Origin of the sequence: Pseudoalteromonas sp. M8, from assembly GCF_018141365.1 — a bacterium.
Taxonomy (GTDB): Bacteria; Pseudomonadota; Gammaproteobacteria; order Enterobacterales; family Alteromonadaceae; genus Pseudoalteromonas.
Genome location: NZ_CP047240.1, coordinates 3,078,337 through 3,096,900 on the forward strand (window position 1 = coordinate 3,078,337; position 18,564 = coordinate 3,096,900).

The window sequence follows — 18,564 nt, forward strand, 5'->3', positions numbered from 1 at the left end:
CTCGCTATTTCTTATTTTCAGGAAACAGAATTTAAAGGTAAACAACCTCTAGATGTAATAGTTGCCATTCAGTGCAAGAAATGAAATCTGTCAATTTTTCAAACTCTACACCCTGTAGGTTCTGCTATGTAACATTTACACCCTTCATTTCGCATCTACCGACAAACGATACCGGAAAACATTAACCTTATGAATTTAAACAACTTTCAAGTTGGCAAAGGGTTTGCAACCTATATAGTGAACTAAACGAATAAGGAGTAGTTTATGAGTAATCAAGCAAACCAAACACAGACAAGCAATACAGCTAAACCACAGCCAAATGGCCAAGACTCTAGCCATCCTGTTACGGATCAAATTGCAGATACATTGCATGCATCAGTAGATTCACTGCACGCTTCGGCATCTCGTACTGAAACCTCACTACGTGAAAAAAGCCATAATTCGAGTGAAGCGATTGGTGCCAAGCGCAAGGAGTGGGAACGTGCGTGGAATACATCAGGTGTGAAAAAGTATGCAACGGAAAACCCAGTAAAAACGGCTGGTATCGCATTCTCACTTGGTATGTTAGCAACTATGCTGTTAAGGAATAAGTAATCATGCAAGACCAAGCTCAAATAAGAGACCGTCAAGCAGCAGCTCACGAGCGCACTCCAGCGCTCGCTGAGCTTAAAGATTCTGTGTCTCTATTATTCAACAGCTATCAGCAAATCGCAGAAGCACAACTAAACCTATTAGGTGCTAAGTTTAGAGCTAATCTAAAAACCTTATGTATTGCGCTCGGGTTAATTCTATTTTCTCTAATCTTGACAGCAATGGTGTGGGGAAGCTTGCATGTGTTATTTGCTTACGCGTTAACCTACGCGGGACTAAGTTGGTTTGTTTCGGCGGGTATCGTACTGACTATCAATATCGCGATGATTTATTACCTAATCATAACAGGGCTGAAGCTCTTTAATAATAGTATTAACGACCTGACGTCTGGGTTTTATACCCCAGTTGCGAAGCAGGAGGCTAGCAATGACGAAGCTCGCTGAATTCATCACTGATAAGTTGCACCAAGAAGTGGTGATTGAGAAGAAAAAGCTCATTACCGCTAAACATTTTAATCAACTTACCCAAGTGAAAGCCAAGAAGGTATTCACCGGCGCGATTAGCTCTCCTCAAGGGTTGGGCTTCATGTTTATGTTTGGCGCACTCAGCGCTAAATATGGCAAGTTTGGCGCACTAAGAAAAATCGTACTTTTACAAAGAATAGCTCAAGGTATCATTTAACTCCTTGAGCTATTCTTTGGCTCTCTATCTAAACTAGCTTTTCTTTAATTTCTTTCAAATCCACAAGTGTAATTGGCTTTAATAACACTTCATCCACTTGCGACTCAGCCAACTTTTCCGGCTCTGGATCAAAACCACTAGCAATCACAATATGCTGATTAGGATCTTGTGCTTTAATTTCTCGAGCAAGCGTAAGCCCGGACTTATCGGGCAGACCTATATCCAGTAAAATCGTGTCAAAGCGCTCAGAACCAACAAAATGCTGCCAACAAGTTTGCGCGCACTCTGCCGTAACCACATTCACTTGCAGTGAATTAAGTAACAGCTTAAGCAGATTGCGTGTATCTGCGTCGTCTTCTACCACTAAAAACTGCAATGTGCCGCTAGCTTGCTCTACGTCATTGCTAGAAGCTACCAACACCCCGCTCAAGTAGTGTGTTAAACATTCTCCTAACTCAGAGACATTAACAGGTTTGCTCATCATATCGCTAAAGCCTAATGCCATTAACTCCTCTTTTGTGCCTTTTTGAGCTGCTGCTGTCAGTGCGACAACAGGTAAGTCAATACCACGCTCTCTGAGTGCAACAATCGTGTCTCGGCCATCCATTCTAGGCATATGCAAGTCCATAAAGACTAAGTCATACTTATCAGGGTTATCCTTTAGCATCGCAAGCGCTTCAATACCATCACCCGCAATTTCAGCGGTTGCGCCAGTTTGACCAATCAAGGTACGCATTAACATTTGGATCTCACTGATATCTTCAACGATAAGGATATGCCCTTTCAAATCAGATGGAAGCGAGTTATTAGCCGCGTTGTGGGTCTTATCAAGCATTAATGGCGCCAGAGTCATTTCATCGATAGTATCAAGGTCAATACTAAAGCCAAATTCACTCCCCTCTCCCAAAGTCGACTCAACCGCCAGCTCCCCCCCATCAATTTAATGAGTGCCGAGCTAATAGCCAAACCAAGACCTGCACCTTCGTCTGTACGAGTCGTAACATTTTGTACTTGTTCAAAAGGTTTAAATATACGTTTTAACTTCTCGCAAGGAATACCAATACCCGTGTCAATCACCTTGAATTCAAGTTTTGCATCCGCTTGTAGTGTTATCTCAACCTTCACAAAACCGGAGCTTGTGAACTTAATCGCATTATAAATAATGTTGATAAGTACCTGCTTCAACCGCGTCTTATCTACTTTTACATCCTGCGGCAATGGCGTTTTAGCCTCGATACTAAAACTCAAGCCTTTCTTAGCTGCGGCCATTTTAAACAAACTATACAAATCACTTAAAAAGCTACTCAAACACGTGCTTTGTTTATTGAGCTGTAACCGATTTTCATTTAGCTTGGATAGGTCAAGCACATCGTTTAGCAGATTAAGTAAGTGCTCACTATTATTATTGATAATAGAAAGCTCAGGCTTAACATTCTGCAATTCTTCCCGAGATAGGAGGAGATTAGTGTAACCTAAGATAGAAGTTAAGGGTGTTCTCAACTCATGGCTTAAATGGGCCAAAAAGCGGTCTTTTGCTCGACTATCAGACTCTACACGCAATCGCTCTAGGCGCTCACGTTCAAGCTCTTTGCGTGCCAAAGCGTAGCGAATGGAACGAATAAATCGTGCGCTACTGATCTCTGACTTAAGTACAAAGTCTTCAGCACCAGCTTTTAGGGCTTCGTTATCTAACACTTCGTCTGATTGCCCCGTCAGCATGATTATCGGTGTATGGACCCGTCTTGCTCGCGCTTCTTTTAACACGCTCAAACCGGTTTGTGGGCCTAATTGATAATCCAATAAGCAGAGATCGAAGCCATTGCTCTCAAGTGCTTCTAGCGCTTGATGGTATTGGCTTTGCCAAACGAGATTAAATTTAAAGTTAGGAATAGACTGTAAATAATCTAAGGTTAAAATATAATCGTCTTCGTCATCTTCAATGAGTAGCACATTGACTTCACTGACCGACTCCTTTGTCATACTGTCCTCCACAAATGAAGTGATACTAATTCGTTTAGGTCGCCACGTTATGTTGATACAGATATAGGACGACTTGGGGTGAGGTAGCGCTTGCTTGCACAAGCGCGATAGGATTAGTTTGGCAGCTCTACTATTTCAATCCAGTACTTGCCTAAATGTTTCATCAAATCGACTAAGCCATCAAAATCAACAGGTTTAGTAATATAAGATGCAGCGCCTGAGTCATACCCTCTCAATTTGTCCTCTTCTTCCTTTGAGGTCGTTAAAATCACCACAGGAATAGAACGTAGTATCGGGTCTTTTTTGATTTCTTGTAGTGCTTCTCTACCATCCATTCTTGGCATATTCAGGTCAAGTAAAATAAGGTTAGGTCTTGGGTACTGTTGCTTATCAGTAAACTGGCCCTCATTTCTCAAGTATTCCAAAAGCTCAACCCCGTCTTTAACAAACTGAAACGCATTGAGTACTCGGCTCTCTTCTAGAGCATCTTGAGCCAATAAACGATCATCTTCGTCATCATCCGCCATCAAAATATGGATCGGCTGAGTTTTCTTATAGTTCATTCTTCAATTCCTGAATAATTGGTGTTGGTTCAGCGAGTAGTGTTATCGTGAATTTAGCACCTTTACCATCTTCACTGGTCGCTGAAATCGTTCCGCCGTGTCGCTCAACAATGCGTCTACACACGGTTAAACCAATGCCAGTACCAGCATATTTTTTTCTGTCATGCAGTCGTTGAAAAGGCGAGAATATTTTCTCAGCGTATTCAACGTCAAAGCCAACGCCATTATCTTCCACTACAAAGGTATAGGCATCTTGACTCATCAATTGACTGTTTTCAACCGCGATTGTAATAATCGGATCGCGCCCTTCTATTCTGAATTTAATTGCATTGGAAAGTAGATTTAAAAACAACTGATGTATTTGACTGGCATCACATTTTATTGTCGGTAACACGTCCGAGTTTACGCTCGCTCTACTGTCATGAACTGCTATTTCTAAATCATCCAACACAAACTGTAAAACTTGATTAAGATCCTGATCTTCAAAAGGCTTTGCTCTGGTGGTAACTCGGGATAACTCAAGCAAGTCAGTGATAAGCGTTGACATCCGTTGCGCGGCGCTCGTCATTCGAGCCAGATAATCTCTGCCCTTATCATCAAGGTGTTCGCCATAATTCTTTTCGATGCGATCGCCAAAAGCACGGATCTTTCTCAGCGGCTCTTGCAGGTCGTGAGAGGCAACAAATGCAAAGTCTTCTAGCTCACGGTTACTACGGTTTAACTCTTCAGCATAATGTTCTAACGCTTCGGTACGCGCTTGTACCTTTTCTTCCAGGTGATCGTTCGCTTTTTCTAACTCATTCTTTGCTTTCTTTGCGCTGCGTAGATTGACAACTAAAAGTACCAAAATGGCAAAAATCATCACGGCGCTCAGCAAAGTAAATACAACGATATTCATTTGTGCTTCTTTGCGGACGCGTTTTAACTGATTAAGCTGAATGGTTCGAATATCCACTTCTGCGGCCATGATTTGAGTAAACTCTTCCCGTAGGTCGCCACCAGAGTCCGCAGCTCGGTCAAGTAATAAGTTTTCATTACCTGTATCGGTGTTACGCGCAACGATTACCGTACTTTGTAAAGTTTTAAATCGCGCTTTTACACCTTCAACATAACGATTGATTTTTTGCTGCTGTACTTCACTTTCAGAGTGATTGCTATCAACCCTAGATAGACTTTCATCAAGGTTTTGCAACGCCTTTCTAAAAGGTGCCAAATCGCTTTCTTTATTTGAGATTAAAAATGCTCGTTGTCCAGCCTCTGCATTTAGCATCGCAATATGCAGCCTGTCCAATGACATCATCACTTCGCTGGTGTTACGGATACTCTCTTGAACTTGGTTTAATTCTTTAACATTGTTAAAACCGATTAGGGCATTGGACGCGACAAGGCCAACGCTCACAACCACCGCAAACCAAATAAAATTAAGCTTACTACTCAAATTCATAAAGTAATTCGACTTTGTTTCATTGTTCACTCATCATTTCCTTGCTCCACCAGCGTTTGTAACAACTCGCTGCACTCTTTGGTTGCCTTAATAATCGTATTCGCTATCTCGATCACCTGTTGCTGAGAACCAGGCTGTTCAGCAATAAGCTTAATCAACTCTGAGTTCATTGAAATTTGATTCAAAGGTTTGCGTGCATCGTGTACTAGCTTCGCGAGCTCACCTTGATCATGTTGTGTCATTGTTCCTCCCGAAATTATGACTGTGTTTCTCCCTCATAGGCGTTTAAACGGTTGTAGAGCGTTTTTGTACTGATCCCAAGCATTCGCGCGGCCAGCGTCTTATTACCTTCTACTGATTCTAACGTTTGATAGATCAATTCTCTTTCTACTTCTTCAATCGTTTTACCAGGCTTCATTTCAGGCGTTGGTACTTGAATCGCATTTGCTCTGCTTGAAGTCCCCACCTGTGGTGGAATTGGAGTACGATTAAGCTGCGCATGCTCCATCATACGTTTAGCCTGTGCGAATGGTGAAGCGAAGTTCGCATCAAATACTAAGCTATGGTCATCGTGATCTGCCATAATATAGGCACGATGAATTGTGTGCTTGAGTTCACGCACGTTACCAGGCCAGTCATATTCAACCAAACGGCTCATATCCGCCGCCTTGATCACATATTGGCTATTACCTTTTTTATTCAAGCCTTGGAGAAAATGCTCGGCAAGCAATGGAATGTCTTCTTTTCTCTCTCTCAGCGGTGGAATATGGATTGGAAATACCGCCAATCGGAAATAAATGTCTTCTCGCAGTACATCATTGGTAGCAATATCTTCAACGCTACGGTTAGTCGCTGATATTACCCGACAGTTTACTTTTATCGGCTTTGTGCCACCGACCCGTGTCACCGTATGCGTTTCAAGTACACGTAACAAGTTTGGCTGTTGCTCTATTGGCATTTCGGTTAATTCATCTAAAAACAAAGTGCCATTTTCTGCTTGTTCAAATACTCCAACTTTTTGAGCATTTGCTCCCGTAAACGCGCCTTTTTCGTGACCGAATAGTTCGCTACCGATCAAGTCTTTCGGAATTGCACCACAGTTTACGTTAACCAAGTCCCCTGTCACTGTGCTGGCATTGTGAATTGCGCGGGCAAACATTTCTTTACCTACACCGCTTTCCCCCATCAACATCACATTAGCATCAGTACCCGCAACGCGCTCTATCATCTTATATAGATGTTTCATTTTGGCAGACTCGCCCAGCAACACACCAAAATGTGCTTGACTCTCGGTTCGCTTGGCTTTGTTCTTAGAAGGGCTTAATGCGTTTCTAAAATCGTCTGCATCAACTGGTTTAGTGAGATAATTTAACCCATCATGACAAAGCTGCGACAATGCTGATTTTACTGATGGATGTCCCGTAACCATAGTTATTGGTGTACGGATCCCTGCAGCTCTGATTTCATCAACCAAATGTAAACCACTGCCATCTGGCAGCATAAAATCAAGAAAGATATGATCAAAACTTTGTGTTTCTAGCCATTGTCTGGCCGACGCTAAGTCATTCGCTAAACACGCGTCATGGCCTAAGTATTCGACAATGCGACAGGCCAGCTCTGCAAAATCATGATCATCATCTACTAATAAAACGGTTTTCAATTGAGTCCCTCTCTCAATACTCCAATAGTGTTTCCACTTTTGATTTTTATCTCGCACACTAATGAATGGCCGCAAAATACCTAATTCGGAACCATTACGTTCAGCGCGTGTTTCTGGATCACTATCTCAATACTTTTTGCACTAAGCACTTCACCATCTAGTGCAAAGTGTTGTTCTTGTTCAAATTCTATGTTTATCTTTTCGCACTGCTCGGTGCGAATATTAGAAGGTTTGCCGTCCAATTTAGGTAAAATAAGTTCGGCTACCGTAAGATTCTGCGCACCATCCGGCTCAACCGGTAAAATCGTAATATCTAGTTTGCCATCGTCATAGATTGGCTCTCCATGACCTTGAGCAAGAATTGTGGTTTTTGGTGCTGCATTCGCTACAACCAGACTAACACATTCTATTTGAGATTGCTCAGCGCCATCAAAGCTCACTTTAAAATTAAGAGGCTTATTCTCACTTACCGCCTGCCAAAGGCCTCGAATATAGGCTAATTGCCCCGAGTTATTCTTTTCTTCACGCCCAGCCTTTTCGATCATTTCCTGACCAAAGCCAACGGCTGCTGCTAAAAGCGCGGTGCGGCCATTACAGTTCATTATATCAATAGGCTTAGTTTTACCCGCTAAAATTGCTTCACAGGCACGGTTAATGGGATCTATTTTGGACAGTGAACCAAGTAACACGGTCGCTAAGGAATTGGCAGTACCTAAAGGCAATATACCAAACTGTACATCACTTTGATGAACACCATGAGCAACACTTGCTAATGTGCCATCACCGCCTCCTGCGATGATGATATTTGGCTGTTTATCAGACATGATTTGTTTAGCCAAAGCCGCGACATCTGTCTCTTTCTCTGTAAAGTGAATGGATAAGTTATATTTTTCCGTCAGCATACCCACAATGTCGTTTTCATAGGTAAACCATTTACCCGATCCTGATACAGGGTTAATGACTAATGCCGCCTGCTCACTATGGGTAAAATTTTGACTGTGATGTAGCTTTGTCAGCCCTTTTAGCTGATGCTTGTTTAACCTTGCTGTTTCACGGCGGTTTTGAATTTTTTCAAGTGCTTCACGGACGGTATAATCGGGGTTGGTTGCAAGTAAATAAGCAGTACAAAAGAACACTGAGCGTCCTCGACCTAACGCACAATGCACCACAACCTTTCGCTTTAATTCGTGCTGCGCCGCTATCCATGCCATGCCATGCGCTAACTGCTCTGAGGTAGGCGCTTGATGATCTAACACTGGAATATTGAGGTAGTGTAAGCCTTGCTGTTCTGCTGACCAGTTTAACCCATCAAACTCCGCAGTTACGTCTAAAATGGCTTCAATCCCTTCCGCCTTAAGCATATCCACATCGCTTGGAAATAACCGACAAGCAACAAATAAATCATCGGTAAGCGGCTGAAATGCATCAACAACATCTCTACCTCTTTCAATTGCATTGTATAAATGTACACAGCCTAAATAAGGCCAAAATAGCCAAGTTATATACCAAGGAATTTTGCCTGTACCGTGCTTTCTAAATATGTGCGGATAGTTGGTTGCATAAGCAAAAGTAACTAAAGAAATAGAGACAGTAAACCACGCAAGCGGCAACATTAGCCAAGATCCAATACTGTGGATCGTGAGTGCGGCTAAACAGAGACTTGCAAACAGGTAGTACTTGAGCATTTTCATTGCCTTTCCTTAATTATTTTTGTCGCCTACGGCTTTTTATTATCGCCTTATGCGGAACTCTCTTAGGTTTGTACATATGTAACTAAGTATAGGTATGCATTTCTTAATCTGCGCTGATTCATCAACTTGTTTATGATAATCATGAAGATACTTAACTATAGCTGAGACTATTCACAAAGAAATAAAAAGTGCGTCTGGGTATTTGTAAGGACTTATGCAAGCGCTGCTACATAAGTATTCAGCCACCATTAATCCATTAAAATTTCTAATGTGAAAATCATAAAATTTATCAGTTGAATGAAGCATAAATGATCACCATAATGGCGATCCTTTAAACGCATTTGGAGAACCAAACAGACAATGGCAAACGAGCTCGACTGGCTACTTAACTTAATATTACTTACTTTAGGTTTTGGTGCCTTTTTTATTAACCATAAAACGCTACTAAGAATAGCTGCTGTGTGCGCATGTGGCGTACTTTTTATCTCGTTTAGCCTTGATCTGATGAACACCAGTGTAATTTCTAACCTTAGCTTGATTTTGATAAATACTTTTTATCTATTCAAAGTCTATACCTTTGGTCAGCTGGAAGTTCACTAGTTCTTTGCAGTAACTCGTTCATAGCGACTAGTTCCCAGCGACTAGTTCCCTATTTCACTTCGGTGCGCTAAAATCATGGCCATCATTGCTTGTTAATGGAGAAGCAGTATGGCCATGACTGATGAAGAGCTATTTTTAGCTTCAATGGGCGACGTCACTCCGCTCGCCCAAGACAAAAAAGCAGAATTACGCCGTCACAAAAACGAACCTACTATTTCGCAACTCGCAAAACGCGAGGCCGCCGAGCAAGAACTTGAGTTTGATCCTAATTACTTATCTACAGAGTACGTCGATCTATTAGATCCACACGATCTACTCGCCTATAAAAAAAGTGGCGTCCAAGATGGTGTATACAAAAATCTCAGATTAGGTAAATACCAAGTTGATGCTACCTTAGACTTACATGGCAAACCCTTTCATGATGCCCGTAAAGCCTTGTTTGACTTTGTTACCGATTGCCATGCGAAAAGCATCCGAGTGTTGTTATTAAGACATGGTATCGGTTTAAACAGTAAACCCTTTCCCGCTGTATTGAAAAGCTATACAAATAAATGGCTGCAAGAAATGCCGCAAGTGTTGGCATTTCACTCTGCATTAAAATGCCACGGTGGTAGCGGCTCTACTTACGTACTACTAAGAAAGAGTGAAGAGAAAAAACAAGAGAATAGAGAGCGTCACGCTAAACGCTAAAAAACAAAAAGCCGAGTAAAACTCGGCTTATTTGCTATTTGCGGTGGGTGTCGTCCCCTGAAGTTCATTTGCACTAGCTTGATTAAACCAAGCTGATACACCTAACAAAATAACCGAAACCACAACAAGTGATAATTTCGCGCCACCTTGACTTTGCTTCATGGGTTAGACCTTTTTATTATTGTTTTTTTGTTAAATTAATGCATCATTCATAAACACTCAAGATGTTTTTTTATACAGTAGTTTATTCTATTCTCTTTACACTCTGCTCTGTGGCTAATTACAATCATTTAATCAATTAGTAACCCTGTTTTTTCTGGACTGAGTGAACGAGTGCTTTGCCCTCCTGCATCGCTAAATAGTTGTTAGCAATTTGCTGAGCAGCCGTATTCAAACTGGTTAATGCGGCAACATGTGGAGTAATACTAATGTTTGGCTGCTGCCAAAAAGCATGTGATGCAGGGAGTGGCTCAGTGTCAAACACGTCTAAAATAGCCCCGCCAAACGTCTCAGCCGCTAATGCATTGAGTAAATCCGCCTCGTTAAGATGACCTCCTCTTGCGACATTGATGAGTACGCAATGATCTGGCGCGAGTGCAAATAGCTGGGCGTTCAATATCCCTTTTGTTCGTTCAGTCAATGGCAGAAGGCACACAAGATAATCGATGTCCGAAAGAAAAACAGCTAGCTCATCTTGCCCACTGAAGTGCTCAATATTGTCGAATTGTTTTGCAGAGCCGGACCAACCTTTGATGTTAAATCCATTTACGTGTAGCTTGTGCGCGACCGCAAGGCCAAGTTGCCCCATTCCCATAATACCAACCGTGCGGCCTGCTCTTGCGCGCCTTGGCTTCCATATTTGCTGAGATTGATTGTGCCCGTACTCTCTAACTCTAAGCTTATGACTTAATAGTTGGCCTAATACATATTCAGCCATATCATTCGCTAAATTTGGGTCAACGATACGCGCAACTTCCACATGTGGTGGTAATAGCTGCATCGGAATACTATCAACACCGGCACCGTAAGAATGCACAACTTTTAAATTAGGAAGCTGTGACCATAACGTCTCTGGCGCATTCCATGCCAGCACAAACTCGACCTCCTTTAATAAGCTAACATCATCAACGGGCCATTCAAGCAAGGTTTGCTGCGGCAGCAGCGCTGCTAGCTTAGCAACTAACTTGTCATTATTACGACCAGTAACACAAATAAGTAAAGCCATATCGTTCCTTTATTTTCGCTATACGCTATCACTGCAAAATAAATGACATACCAATGCAACATGCTTGTCATTAATAGTTTTTACTCTTGCAAAAAAGCGCCAACAGGTGATGAAAAATGATCAGTGTAGATAAAGTCATTGAAGCAAATCTTCCACAACTTGAAAACTCCCCAAAGGTAAAAGGTTTAGTAAAAAAAGGACTTGGTTATCTCTTGCATGAGCAAGAGTTTGTCGCGTTTGCTGACACCTACCCCCATTTGCAGGGGCTCGAGTTTGTTGAACAGGTGCTCGATGAGTTAGATTTTGACGCTCGCTTTAAACCAAAGCAAATAGAGCATATCCCAAGCGAAGGTCCGGTGGTGATCGTCGCAAACCACCCTATTGGCTCTTTAGATGCACTGGCACTAATCAAAGTGCTGGCGCAAGTACGGCCTGACTTAAAGGTTGTTGCTAACCGGATGTTGATGTCGGTTACACCAATGCATCCACTATTACTGCCTGTTGATAACCTCTCAGGGACCAGTAAAAAGCAAGAGCTGGCAAACATTCACAAGCATTTAAAATCTGAGGGGGCGCTACTTATCTTCCCAGCAGGTGAAGTTTCTCGCTTAAGCCCAACCGGAATTAAAGACTGCAAATGGAACTCTGGCTTTTTAAGAATGGCTAAAAAAGCCAACTGCCCCATTCTACCCATTTTTATCAAAGCGAAAAACAGTCCGCTCTTTTACGGCACCAGTATGATTTATAAGCCTTTAGCCAGTTTATTATTGGTCAAAGAGATGTTTAAACAAAGGCAAAAGTCGCTAGAATTTGAAATAGGCGCCAGCATTCCTCCAGAATCTTATCTTATTGATAACCTTAAAGACAAAGAGATAGTCGCGCTTATTCGCAAGCAACTTTATCGCCTTGCCAGTAAAAAGCCACTGCCACTCAAAACACAAACCCCCATTGCAGTTCCAGAAAATCGCAAAGAACTTAAAAAGGCAGTGGAAGCGTGCGAATGTATCGGTGAAACACCCGATGGCATGCAAATATACGTTTACCAATACACCGGCAGCTCGGTGATATTTAGAGAGCTTGGACGCCTTAGAGAAATTGCCTTTAGGGCCGTGGGAGAAGGGAGTGGTAATCGTCGTGATATCGATAAATACGATATGCACTACCACCATTTGTTGTTATGGGACACGAAACAGCTTGAGTTGGTGGGCGCCTACCGCCTTGCAAGTGCCAAGCAAGTGATAGAAGAACAAGGGCAAGCCGGGCTTTATACCGACAGTTTGTTTTCGTACAGTGAAGCCATGGCCCCATACTTCGAAAAAGGCCTCGAACTTGGTCGCAGCTTTGTGCAGCCCAAGTACTGGGGTCGCAAGAGCCTAGATTACCTGTGGTATGGGATCGGTGCATTCGTAAAGCGCTACCCAGAACACCGTTATATGTTTGGTGCAGTCAGCCTCTCAAACGCGTTACCGGATGAAGCAAAAGCCATGTTGGTTTATCACTACCAACATTACTTTTCAAACCTTGCAGGTATCGCCACGCCGAACAACGAAATGAAGCTAAGTAATGATCAGCTTAACCGTTATCAACACATGTTCAGTGGCGATGACATCAAAGAAGATTTCGCAGAGCTCAAACATATTCTTGCTAATATGGGTGCTCAAGTACCAACCTTATTTAAACAGTATACTGAGCTTTGCGAAGAGCAAGGCGTGAACTTTCTGAGCTTTAGTATAGATCCCGACTTTAATAACTGTATCGATGGTCTGGTACTCGTTGACTTAGCGAAATTAAAAGAGCAAAAAGCGAAACGCTACCTAGGCGACAACCCCTACGGTTAAGCTCAAATACATTGATCCGCTGCAATAAAGATCGCTACACTGCGGTCTTTATTGTTGCCTATTGTTATCACGGGATCATTAGTATGTTCAAGCTACTTGGCCAAGCAGTCATCATTGTGCTGGTGTTTTTCGCCGTTTCAGCCTATCAAGAAAGAAACATGCTTGCCGACTCAGGAGAGCAAACGGCGCCGCCATTTCACCTACCCATTTTACAATCCAAGCAAACTTATTCGTCTATTCAGCTTAAAGGTCAACAAAGTGTCGTGTATTTTTTTGCGCCTTGGTGCGGCGTATGTCGAGTGAGCATGCCAAATATTGATAAACTACATCAGCAAGGCAAAGTCAAAGCGGTGGCGATTGCGTTGGATTATCGTTCCACTGAAGAAGTAACAAAGTTTGTCAGCGATCTACAATTAGACATGCCCGTATTGCTCGGTAATCAGACCACAGCACAAGCGTATAAAGTGCAGGCTTACCCTACATATTATGTACTTGATGAAAACTTCAAAATAACCGAGCGCTCTGTTGGTTACTCATCTGAGATAGGGATCCGAGCGAGATTGTAAGAAACCTCAGTATACCGCTTACAGTTAATTACAACTCTCTGAAATTAATCAACAATTATTTCGTTTAGGCTGACGCACATCTTAATAAAGGATGAATAGGAAGCCGACCATGCGCCACGCCCCACACTTTACGCTCAGCAAAATTTCACTCCTCGTGCTCTGCACTACCCTTACTAATCATGCATTAGCCGATGAGAAGAAAATTGAACACATCGAAGTTATCTATAAACGCAGCTCAGTTATTTCAGAAATTACCGAAGATGCGCAAAAACTCGTAGACATGCCAGGAGCCATGGGCGACCCGCTCAGGGCTGCTTTTGCTCTACCTGGCGTTGTTGCTGCGGGTGGATCTATGGGCGCACCTGCCGTGCGAGGCTCTTCTCCTGACGACAATATCTTTGAAGTGGACTTTATGCCCGCAGGATATATCTTTCACGATTTCGGCAGCTCTATTTTCAACCGCAATACAATTCAAGATTTTCAGCTAAATTCTGCTGGATTTGGTACCAGTTACAGCAATGCCACTGGTGCCGTATTTGACGTCACGCTGCGTAATCCAAAATACCAAGATATTGCCACCACACTTGATTTAACCATGTTTAACGCAGGTATTTTTGTTGAAGGTAAAGCAACTGAAAATTCTGCATTCTATGTGTCAGCAAGAAAAAGTACCTTACCGCTGTTTTTCAGTGATGGCGAGGAGCTTGAGGATGATGATGGCAAGCCAACAGGGATCACCATTAACGATCCACCGGATGATCACGACTATCAAGCCAAGTGGCTGTGGGATATCAATGCAAATAATACCTTAACGGTAAATATCAATGGCGCGGAGGATTCGGTTGCGGCTGGGTTTTCAGGTGCGTCAGATCTTGCTCTTAAAACTCCAGAATATCAGGGCGATGCTCGCTATATTCGTAAATTTAATAGTCAGAACATTTTGTGGGACCACTACGCCAAAGACTTACATATTCGCGCAGGCGTCGGTTATCTCAATCACCAAGCCACCATGCGCTACGGTCAACGCGCGACTTTATCTGATGGCTACTTTGAGAATTTTGAAGAAGAACAACTCAGTTATAAAGTACGAGCCAGTTATAAGCTAAATAAAGAGCAACGTGTCATTGCAGATGCCGGCTACTACGACAAAAAATCCACCTACCGCTACGACGCTTTTAATTATGTTTGCACTGAGTTTGACCCCGACTGTGATCTAAATAAAGGTGAAAGGATTAAGGGCACATCGAGTGCTGGAACAGATTCTGCCTTTATTGGGGTTAATCACGTTTGGCAATTTTCACCAAACTGGCAAAGTGAACTAGGAATAGTGGGTGAATATTATGACTACAGTGATGAGACGATTGTCCATCCACGCCTTGCGCTCAATTACTTCTATAACGATGACACAGTGATCTCAGCTAAGGCTGGCACTTACAGCCGCATTCAAGACCTTGAATACATTTTACCTGTTGTTGGTAACCCGGAACTTGAAGCACAGCGTTCAACTCACTATACCTTAGGTTTTAAGCAGGAGTTGAAAAATGAGTGGTCATATTCCGTCGAGACCTATTATAAAACCATGGATGATCTGCCAAAAAGCGCCCCCTTATCTCAAGTAAACTATATCAATGGGACTTCCGGTACAGCCTACGGTGTTGATTTTATTGTTAACAAAAACAAAACCGATGACTGGTATGGTTGGATTGCGGTAAGCCTTGCAAAAAGTGAGCGTGAGGATGAGCTAACTGGCATTAAGCGTGACTATTATGCCGATACCCCTTTTATTCTGAATGCTGTGTTTCACTATGACTTTGGCGAAAAGTGGTCTGGAGGCTTTAACTTTACCGCTCGCAGCGGTCAAGCCTATACCCCAATTGTGGGTGTAAAAGAGAACCCCGAATTTGCAAACCGCTACTTGCCTGTGTATGGCGACCCATTCTCAGAGCGTTTTGACACTTATCACCGCCTAGATATTCGTTTTGAACGCAAAACAGAATTATTTGGTCTCGATGGCAAGCTGATTTTGGAGCTAATGAATGCATATGGCCAAGACAATACAGCCTATGTTGACCTTGACTACGATAGAGTCAAATCAATCAATGATTTATATATAGAAGAGGAAAGCGATGACTTTGAAATGCGTCCTTCTATTGGCTTCAGCGTAACATTTTAACTTGCCATAGGCGCGCAAGCTCTGCATGATCGCATTTATTTTTATAATGAGAGTCCCTTCATGCCTAAAGCGTGCGCCTATCATATTTTAGTAAAAACCGAAAAAGAGTGTTTAGACATCAAAGCCAAACTAGCCAAAGGTGCTGACTTTGGCAAATTGGCTAAACAATATTCCCTTTGTCCTTCAAAAAAGCGCGGTGGCGACCTTGGTGAGTTCAATAAAGGGGATATGGTGAAGGCCTTTGACGATGTGGTATTCAAAAAGCCGTTATTTGAAGTGCACGGCCCTGTGAAAACCAAGTTCGGCTTCCACTTGATCAAAACCGTCTATCGGAGTTAATCGCTTTTTTGGATTAATCTCATCATTTTAATTCAATTTACCTTCATGATTAATCCTCTATACTGAAGTTAATCATTTAACCTGAGGTTTGGATAAGGAATAAGCCAACTCATTGTTTTTAAGCTCACATTAAATTATTTCCTTATCTAGCCAGAGAGTTTTGGAGATAATCAGGCGAATTTACGCACCAATAGCTGGCTATTGGAAGTGAATTCAACGCAGTTAGCGCTAAAACTGGCTGCTAGAAAGGCATTAATTATCCGAAGTTCAGGTTCATTTAGGAGAAAGAATATGTTTACTGTTATTTTTGGTCGTGAAGGTTGCCCGTTTTGTGTTCGTGCAAAAGAAGTGGCTGAGCGTTTAACGCAAGAGCGCGATGACTTCAATTTTCGCTATGTTGACATTATCAAGGAAGGCGTAAGCAAAGCCGATCTTGAAAAGTCAGCGGGTAAACCTTGCCCTACCGTACCACAGATTTTTATCGACCAAGATCACATTGGCGGCTTTACTGAATTTGAAGCCTATGCAAAAGCAAATTTAGGCCTTTACCAGTAAATTAGCAAAATCACATAGATTAAATTTTAACCAATATCAGGCACATATAAAATAGTGTGATTTTATGCAAGCTTTTATTTTATCTTTCCTGTACAATGCGCGCCTCTTTAAAATAGTTGAGGCGCATTAATGTCAGAACCAGTTACGTTTGAATCTTTAGACCTTTCTCCTGCAATCTTAAAAGCAGTCGAAGAGCTGGGATATAAAACACCTTCTGAGATCCAAGCTCAATGTATACCGTTATTGCTAGAAAGAAAAGACGTACTGGGACTAGCGCAGACGGGTACAGGTAAAACGGCAGCATTTGCACTGCCATTGTTAAACCAAGTAGACGCATCCGTTAAACAACCGCAAATTCTTGTGCTTACGCCAACGCGTGAGCTAGCTATTCAAGTTGCTGAAGCATTTCAGCAATATGCTAAATATACTAAAGGCGTTGAAGTACTAGCGCTTTATGGTGGTCAAAGCTATGGCATTCAGCTAAGTGCTCTACGCCGTGGTGCCCAAATTATTGTGGCGACACCAGGTCGTTTGATTGATCACATCAACCGCAAGACGATTGACCTTTCTGGTCTAAACGCACTTGTACTTGATGAAGCTGATGAAATGCTACGCATGGGCTTTATCGATGATGTTGAAAGCATCATGGAGAAAACACCGGAAGAGAAGCAAACTTGTTTGTTCTCTGCGACTATGCCTAAGCAGATCCAATCAATCTGTAATAAATATTTAGACAATGCTGAACAAGTTAAGATCACTCCGCGTAACTCTACAGTATCTACGATCGAGCAAGTTTACTGGCGTGCAACTGCACACAAAAACAAAGCTATCGTACGTTTCTTAGAAGCGGAAGATTACGACGGTGCTATCGTGTTCGTACGTACACGTAATGACACTGTTCAGCTTGCAGAACTACTAGAACGTGAAGGCTTCTCAGCTGCACCGCTCAACGGCGACATGAACCAACAGGCGCGTGAGCGCACAGTAGACCGTCTTAAGAACGGCTTGCTAGATATCGTTATCGCAACCGACGTTGCAGCACGTGGTCTTGACGTAGAACGTCTAAGCCTTGTTGTTAACTACGATATCCCACAAGACTGTGAAGCTTATGTTCACCGTATCGGTCGTACCGGCCGTGCTGGTCGTCAAGGTAAAGCAATCTTGTTCGTTAAGAACAACGAGCGTTATTTACTTAAGAACATCATGCGCCATACGCGCTCTGATATTGCACAGGTTGAATTACCAAGTGCGAAAGTCGTTGAAGAAAAGCGTATTGGTGCATTAGAGACTAAGATCTCTACAGCGCTTGAGCACAAAGACATTGAGTTCTTCTCAAAAGTCGCATCAGGCCTTGCACAAAAGCTAGAACTGAGCCAAGAAGACTTAGCAGCAGCGCTATTGTGTCTTGCACAGCAGCAAACGCCGCTGAAAGTTGAAGATATTCAAATTCAACAGCGTGAGCGTAGAGAACGTGACGACCGTCGTGGCGAGCGTCGCGACAGAGATGGTAGCCGTGGTGAACGTGGTGAACGCAAATCTCGTAGCCGTGACCGTGCATCAGGTCCAATGGATACTTACCGTATCGAAGTAGGTCGTGATCATGGTGTTCAGGTTAAGAACATCGTTGGTGCTATCGCAAACGAAGCAGATATCTCAAGCAAATTCATCGGTGAGATCCGTCTGTTCAATGAACACAGCACGGTTCAATTGCCGCAAAATATGCCAAGTGATGTACTTAGCCACTTCAAGAGCGTCCACATCTGTCAACGCCCTATGAACATGACTAAGAGCACTCACCCTGCCGACCAAGGTCAAGGCAGAGGCGAAGAGCAAAGAGATCGTAAGCGTAGCTTTAAAGACCCACGTAGTGGCGGTGGTGATAAACGCCGTCCTGAAGGTCAAAGAAGAGAAAAACGCGAAAGAAAAGAAATTAGCTTTTCTTAATCGAAGCTCTAAGAAAAAGCCGCT

Annotated in this window: 20 protein-coding genes; 11 read left to right on the plus strand and 9 right to left on the minus strand. The window is 42.7% G+C overall.

Annotated elements, in window-relative coordinates; genetic code table 11:
• The first annotated feature begins 264 nt into the window (after positions 1 to 264).
• The 3 genes from GSF13_RS18670 to GSF13_RS18680 are packed head-to-tail and all read left to right on the plus strand — an operon-like array spanning position 265 to position 1,272.
• Complete coding sequence (locus GSF13_RS18670; protein ID WP_010606598.1) at positions 265 to 594, plus strand: hypothetical protein; 330 nt, start codon at positions 265 to 267, stop codon at positions 592 to 594.
• Positions 595 to 596: 2 nt separating this feature from the next.
• Entirely contained in the window at positions 597 to 1,034 is a 438-nt protein-coding gene (locus GSF13_RS18675) for a hypothetical protein (RefSeq protein ID WP_010606597.1), read from the plus strand.
• A complete protein-coding gene (locus GSF13_RS18680; RefSeq protein WP_045989359.1) occupies positions 1,018 to 1,272 on the plus strand; it encodes a hypothetical protein in 255 nt (84 codons plus the stop codon). The genes GSF13_RS18675 and GSF13_RS18680 overlap by 17 nt, the downstream gene beginning before the upstream one ends.
• A gap of 28 nt (positions 1,273 to 1,300) precedes the next feature.
• On the opposite strand, the gene GSF13_RS24830 is transcribed toward GSF13_RS18680, so the two are convergent.
• The 7 genes from GSF13_RS24830 to GSF13_RS18710 all read right to left on the minus strand — a co-directional run bounded on the left by GSF13_RS24830 (position 1,301) and on the right by GSF13_RS18710 (position 8,610).
• Positions 1,301 to 2,107 (minus strand): response regulator, encoded by an 807-nt coding sequence (locus tag GSF13_RS24830; protein ID WP_249122709.1) that lies wholly within the window; start codon positions 2,105 to 2,107, stop codon positions 1,301 to 1,303.
• 14 nt (positions 2,108 to 2,121) lie between these two features.
• Positions 2,122 to 3,252: an ATP-binding protein gene (locus GSF13_RS24835; protein ID WP_249122710.1), complete on the minus strand. Its 1,131-nt coding sequence runs from the start codon at positions 3,250 to 3,252 to the stop codon at positions 2,122 to 2,124.
• A 113-nt stretch (positions 3,253 to 3,365) separates the two neighbouring features.
• Positions 3,366 to 3,815, minus strand: a complete 450-nt coding sequence (locus tag GSF13_RS18690; protein WP_010606594.1) for a response regulator — start codon at positions 3,813 to 3,815, stop codon at positions 3,366 to 3,368.
• On the minus strand, positions 3,805 to 5,289 hold the full coding sequence (locus tag GSF13_RS18695) for a sensor histidine kinase (RefSeq protein ID WP_206473358.1): 1,485 nt from the start codon (positions 5,287 to 5,289) through the stop codon (positions 3,805 to 3,807). The genes GSF13_RS18690 and GSF13_RS18695 overlap by 11 nt, the downstream gene beginning before the upstream one ends.
• Positions 5,286 to 5,501 (minus strand): histidine kinase, encoded by a 216-nt coding sequence (locus tag GSF13_RS18700; RefSeq protein WP_010606592.1) that lies wholly within the window; start codon positions 5,499 to 5,501, stop codon positions 5,286 to 5,288. The genes GSF13_RS18695 and GSF13_RS18700 overlap by 4 nt, the downstream gene beginning before the upstream one ends.
• A 14-nt stretch (positions 5,502 to 5,515) precedes the next feature.
• On the minus strand, positions 5,516 to 6,919 hold the full coding sequence (locus GSF13_RS18705; RefSeq protein ID WP_029215868.1) for a sigma-54 dependent transcriptional regulator: 1,404 nt from the start codon (positions 6,917 to 6,919) through the stop codon (positions 5,516 to 5,518).
• Positions 6,920 to 6,999: 80 nt separating this feature from the next.
• Positions 7,000 to 8,610: a diacylglycerol kinase family protein gene (locus GSF13_RS18710; RefSeq protein WP_102057240.1), complete on the minus strand. Its 1,611-nt coding sequence runs from the start codon at positions 8,608 to 8,610 to the stop codon at positions 7,000 to 7,002.
• 360 nt (positions 8,611 to 8,970) lie between these two features.
• On the opposite strand from GSF13_RS18710, the gene GSF13_RS18715 reads away from it, so the two are divergent.
• A complete protein-coding gene (locus GSF13_RS18715) occupies positions 8,971 to 9,210 on the plus strand; it encodes a hypothetical protein (protein WP_211866656.1) in 240 nt (79 codons plus the stop codon).
• A gap of 108 nt (positions 9,211 to 9,318) precedes the next feature.
• Complete coding sequence (gene smrA / locus GSF13_RS18720) at positions 9,319 to 9,900, plus strand: DNA endonuclease SmrA (protein ID WP_010606588.1); 582 nt, start codon at positions 9,319 to 9,321, stop codon at positions 9,898 to 9,900.
• 27 nt (positions 9,901 to 9,927) lie between these two features.
• Here smrA and GSF13_RS24940 read toward each other — a convergent pair whose 3' ends face one another.
• Positions 9,928 to 10,062 carry a hypothetical protein gene (locus tag GSF13_RS24940; protein WP_282961445.1) on the minus strand — a complete coding sequence of 45 codons (135 nt, stop codon included), beginning with the start codon at positions 10,060 to 10,062 and terminating at the stop codon, positions 9,928 to 9,930.
• 136 nt (positions 10,063 to 10,198) lie between these two features.
• Positions 10,199 to 11,125 carry a glyoxylate/hydroxypyruvate reductase A gene (locus GSF13_RS18725; RefSeq protein ID WP_211866658.1) on the minus strand — a complete coding sequence of 309 codons (927 nt, stop codon included), beginning with the start codon at positions 11,123 to 11,125 and terminating at the stop codon, positions 10,199 to 10,201.
• Between the two features lie 116 nt (positions 11,126 to 11,241).
• Here GSF13_RS18725 and GSF13_RS18730 point away from each other — a divergent pair, with 116 nt between their 5' ends.
• The 6 genes from GSF13_RS18730 to GSF13_RS18755 all read left to right on the plus strand — a co-directional run bounded on the left by GSF13_RS18730 (position 11,242) and on the right by GSF13_RS18755 (position 18,540).
• A complete protein-coding gene (locus GSF13_RS18730) occupies positions 11,242 to 12,963 on the plus strand; it encodes a lysophospholipid acyltransferase family protein (RefSeq protein WP_174169959.1) in 1,722 nt (573 codons plus the stop codon).
• Positions 12,964 to 13,046: 83 nt separating this feature from the next.
• The gene (locus GSF13_RS18735) at positions 13,047 to 13,529 is read left to right on the plus strand and encodes a TlpA disulfide reductase family protein (protein ID WP_211866660.1); all 483 of its coding nucleotides are present in this window, start codon (positions 13,047 to 13,049) and stop codon (positions 13,527 to 13,529) included.
• Between the two features lie 109 nt (positions 13,530 to 13,638).
• Positions 13,639 to 15,702: a TonB-dependent receptor gene (locus GSF13_RS18740; protein WP_206473352.1), complete on the plus strand. Its 2,064-nt coding sequence runs from the start codon at positions 13,639 to 13,641 to the stop codon at positions 15,700 to 15,702.
• A 60-nt stretch (positions 15,703 to 15,762) separates the two neighbouring features.
• Positions 15,763 to 16,041 (plus strand): peptidylprolyl isomerase, encoded by a 279-nt coding sequence (locus GSF13_RS18745; RefSeq protein WP_039496854.1) that lies wholly within the window; start codon positions 15,763 to 15,765, stop codon positions 16,039 to 16,041.
• A gap of 291 nt (positions 16,042 to 16,332) precedes the next feature.
• Complete coding sequence (locus GSF13_RS18750; protein WP_010378880.1) at positions 16,333 to 16,596, plus strand: GrxA family glutaredoxin; 264 nt, start codon at positions 16,333 to 16,335, stop codon at positions 16,594 to 16,596.
• Positions 16,597 to 16,725: 129 nt separating this feature from the next.
• Positions 16,726 to 18,540 carry a DEAD/DEAH box helicase gene (locus GSF13_RS18755; RefSeq protein WP_206473350.1) on the plus strand — a complete coding sequence of 605 codons (1,815 nt, stop codon included), beginning with the start codon at positions 16,726 to 16,728 and terminating at the stop codon, positions 18,538 to 18,540.
• Positions 18,541 to 18,564: the final 24 nt, after the last annotated feature.

Bases quoted from the DNA above. Each gene is read 5' to 3' on its own strand.
- GSF13_RS18670 (WP_010606598.1), top strand. From the start codon at position 265: ATGAGTAATCAAGCAAACCAAACACAGACAAGCAATACAGCTAAACCA.
- GSF13_RS18675 (WP_010606597.1), top strand. From the start codon at position 597: ATGCAAGACCAAGCTCAAATAAGAGACCGTCAAGCAGCAGCTCACGAG.
- GSF13_RS18680 (WP_045989359.1), top strand. From the start codon at position 1,018: ATGACGAAGCTCGCTGAATTCATCACTGATAAGTTGCACCAAGAAGTG.
- GSF13_RS24830 (WP_249122709.1), bottom strand. From the start codon at position 2,107: ATGCTTGATAAGACCCACAACGCGGCTAATAACTCGCTTCCATCTGAT.
- GSF13_RS24835 (WP_249122710.1), bottom strand. From the start codon at position 3,252: ATGACAAAGGAGTCGGTCAGTGAAGTCAATGTGCTACTCATTGAAGAT.
- GSF13_RS18690 (WP_010606594.1), bottom strand. From the start codon at position 3,815: ATGAACTATAAGAAAACTCAGCCGATCCATATTTTGATGGCGGATGAT.
- GSF13_RS18700 (WP_010606592.1), bottom strand. From the start codon at position 5,501: ATGACACAACATGATCAAGGTGAGCTCGCGAAGCTAGTACACGATGCA.
- GSF13_RS18710 (WP_102057240.1), bottom strand. From the start codon at position 8,610: ATGAAAATGCTCAAGTACTACCTGTTTGCAAGTCTCTGTTTAGCCGCA.
- GSF13_RS18715 (WP_211866656.1), top strand. From the start codon at position 8,971: ATGGCAAACGAGCTCGACTGGCTACTTAACTTAATATTACTTACTTTA.
- smrA (WP_010606588.1), top strand. From the start codon at position 9,319: ATGGCCATGACTGATGAAGAGCTATTTTTAGCTTCAATGGGCGACGTC.
- GSF13_RS24940 (WP_282961445.1), bottom strand. From the start codon at position 10,062: ATGAAGCAAAGTCAAGGTGGCGCGAAATTATCACTTGTTGTGGTTTCG.
- GSF13_RS18725 (WP_211866658.1), bottom strand. From the start codon at position 11,125: ATGGCTTTACTTATTTGTGTTACTGGTCGTAATAATGACAAGTTAGTT.
- GSF13_RS18730 (WP_174169959.1), top strand. From the start codon at position 11,242: ATGATCAGTGTAGATAAAGTCATTGAAGCAAATCTTCCACAACTTGAA.
- GSF13_RS18735 (WP_211866660.1), top strand. From the start codon at position 13,047: ATGTTCAAGCTACTTGGCCAAGCAGTCATCATTGTGCTGGTGTTTTTC.
- GSF13_RS18740 (WP_206473352.1), top strand. From the start codon at position 13,639: ATGCGCCACGCCCCACACTTTACGCTCAGCAAAATTTCACTCCTCGTG.
- GSF13_RS18745 (WP_039496854.1), top strand. From the start codon at position 15,763: ATGCCTAAAGCGTGCGCCTATCATATTTTAGTAAAAACCGAAAAAGAG.
- GSF13_RS18750 (WP_010378880.1), top strand. From the start codon at position 16,333: ATGTTTACTGTTATTTTTGGTCGTGAAGGTTGCCCGTTTTGTGTTCGT.
- GSF13_RS18755 (WP_206473350.1), top strand. From the start codon at position 16,726: ATGTCAGAACCAGTTACGTTTGAATCTTTAGACCTTTCTCCTGCAATC.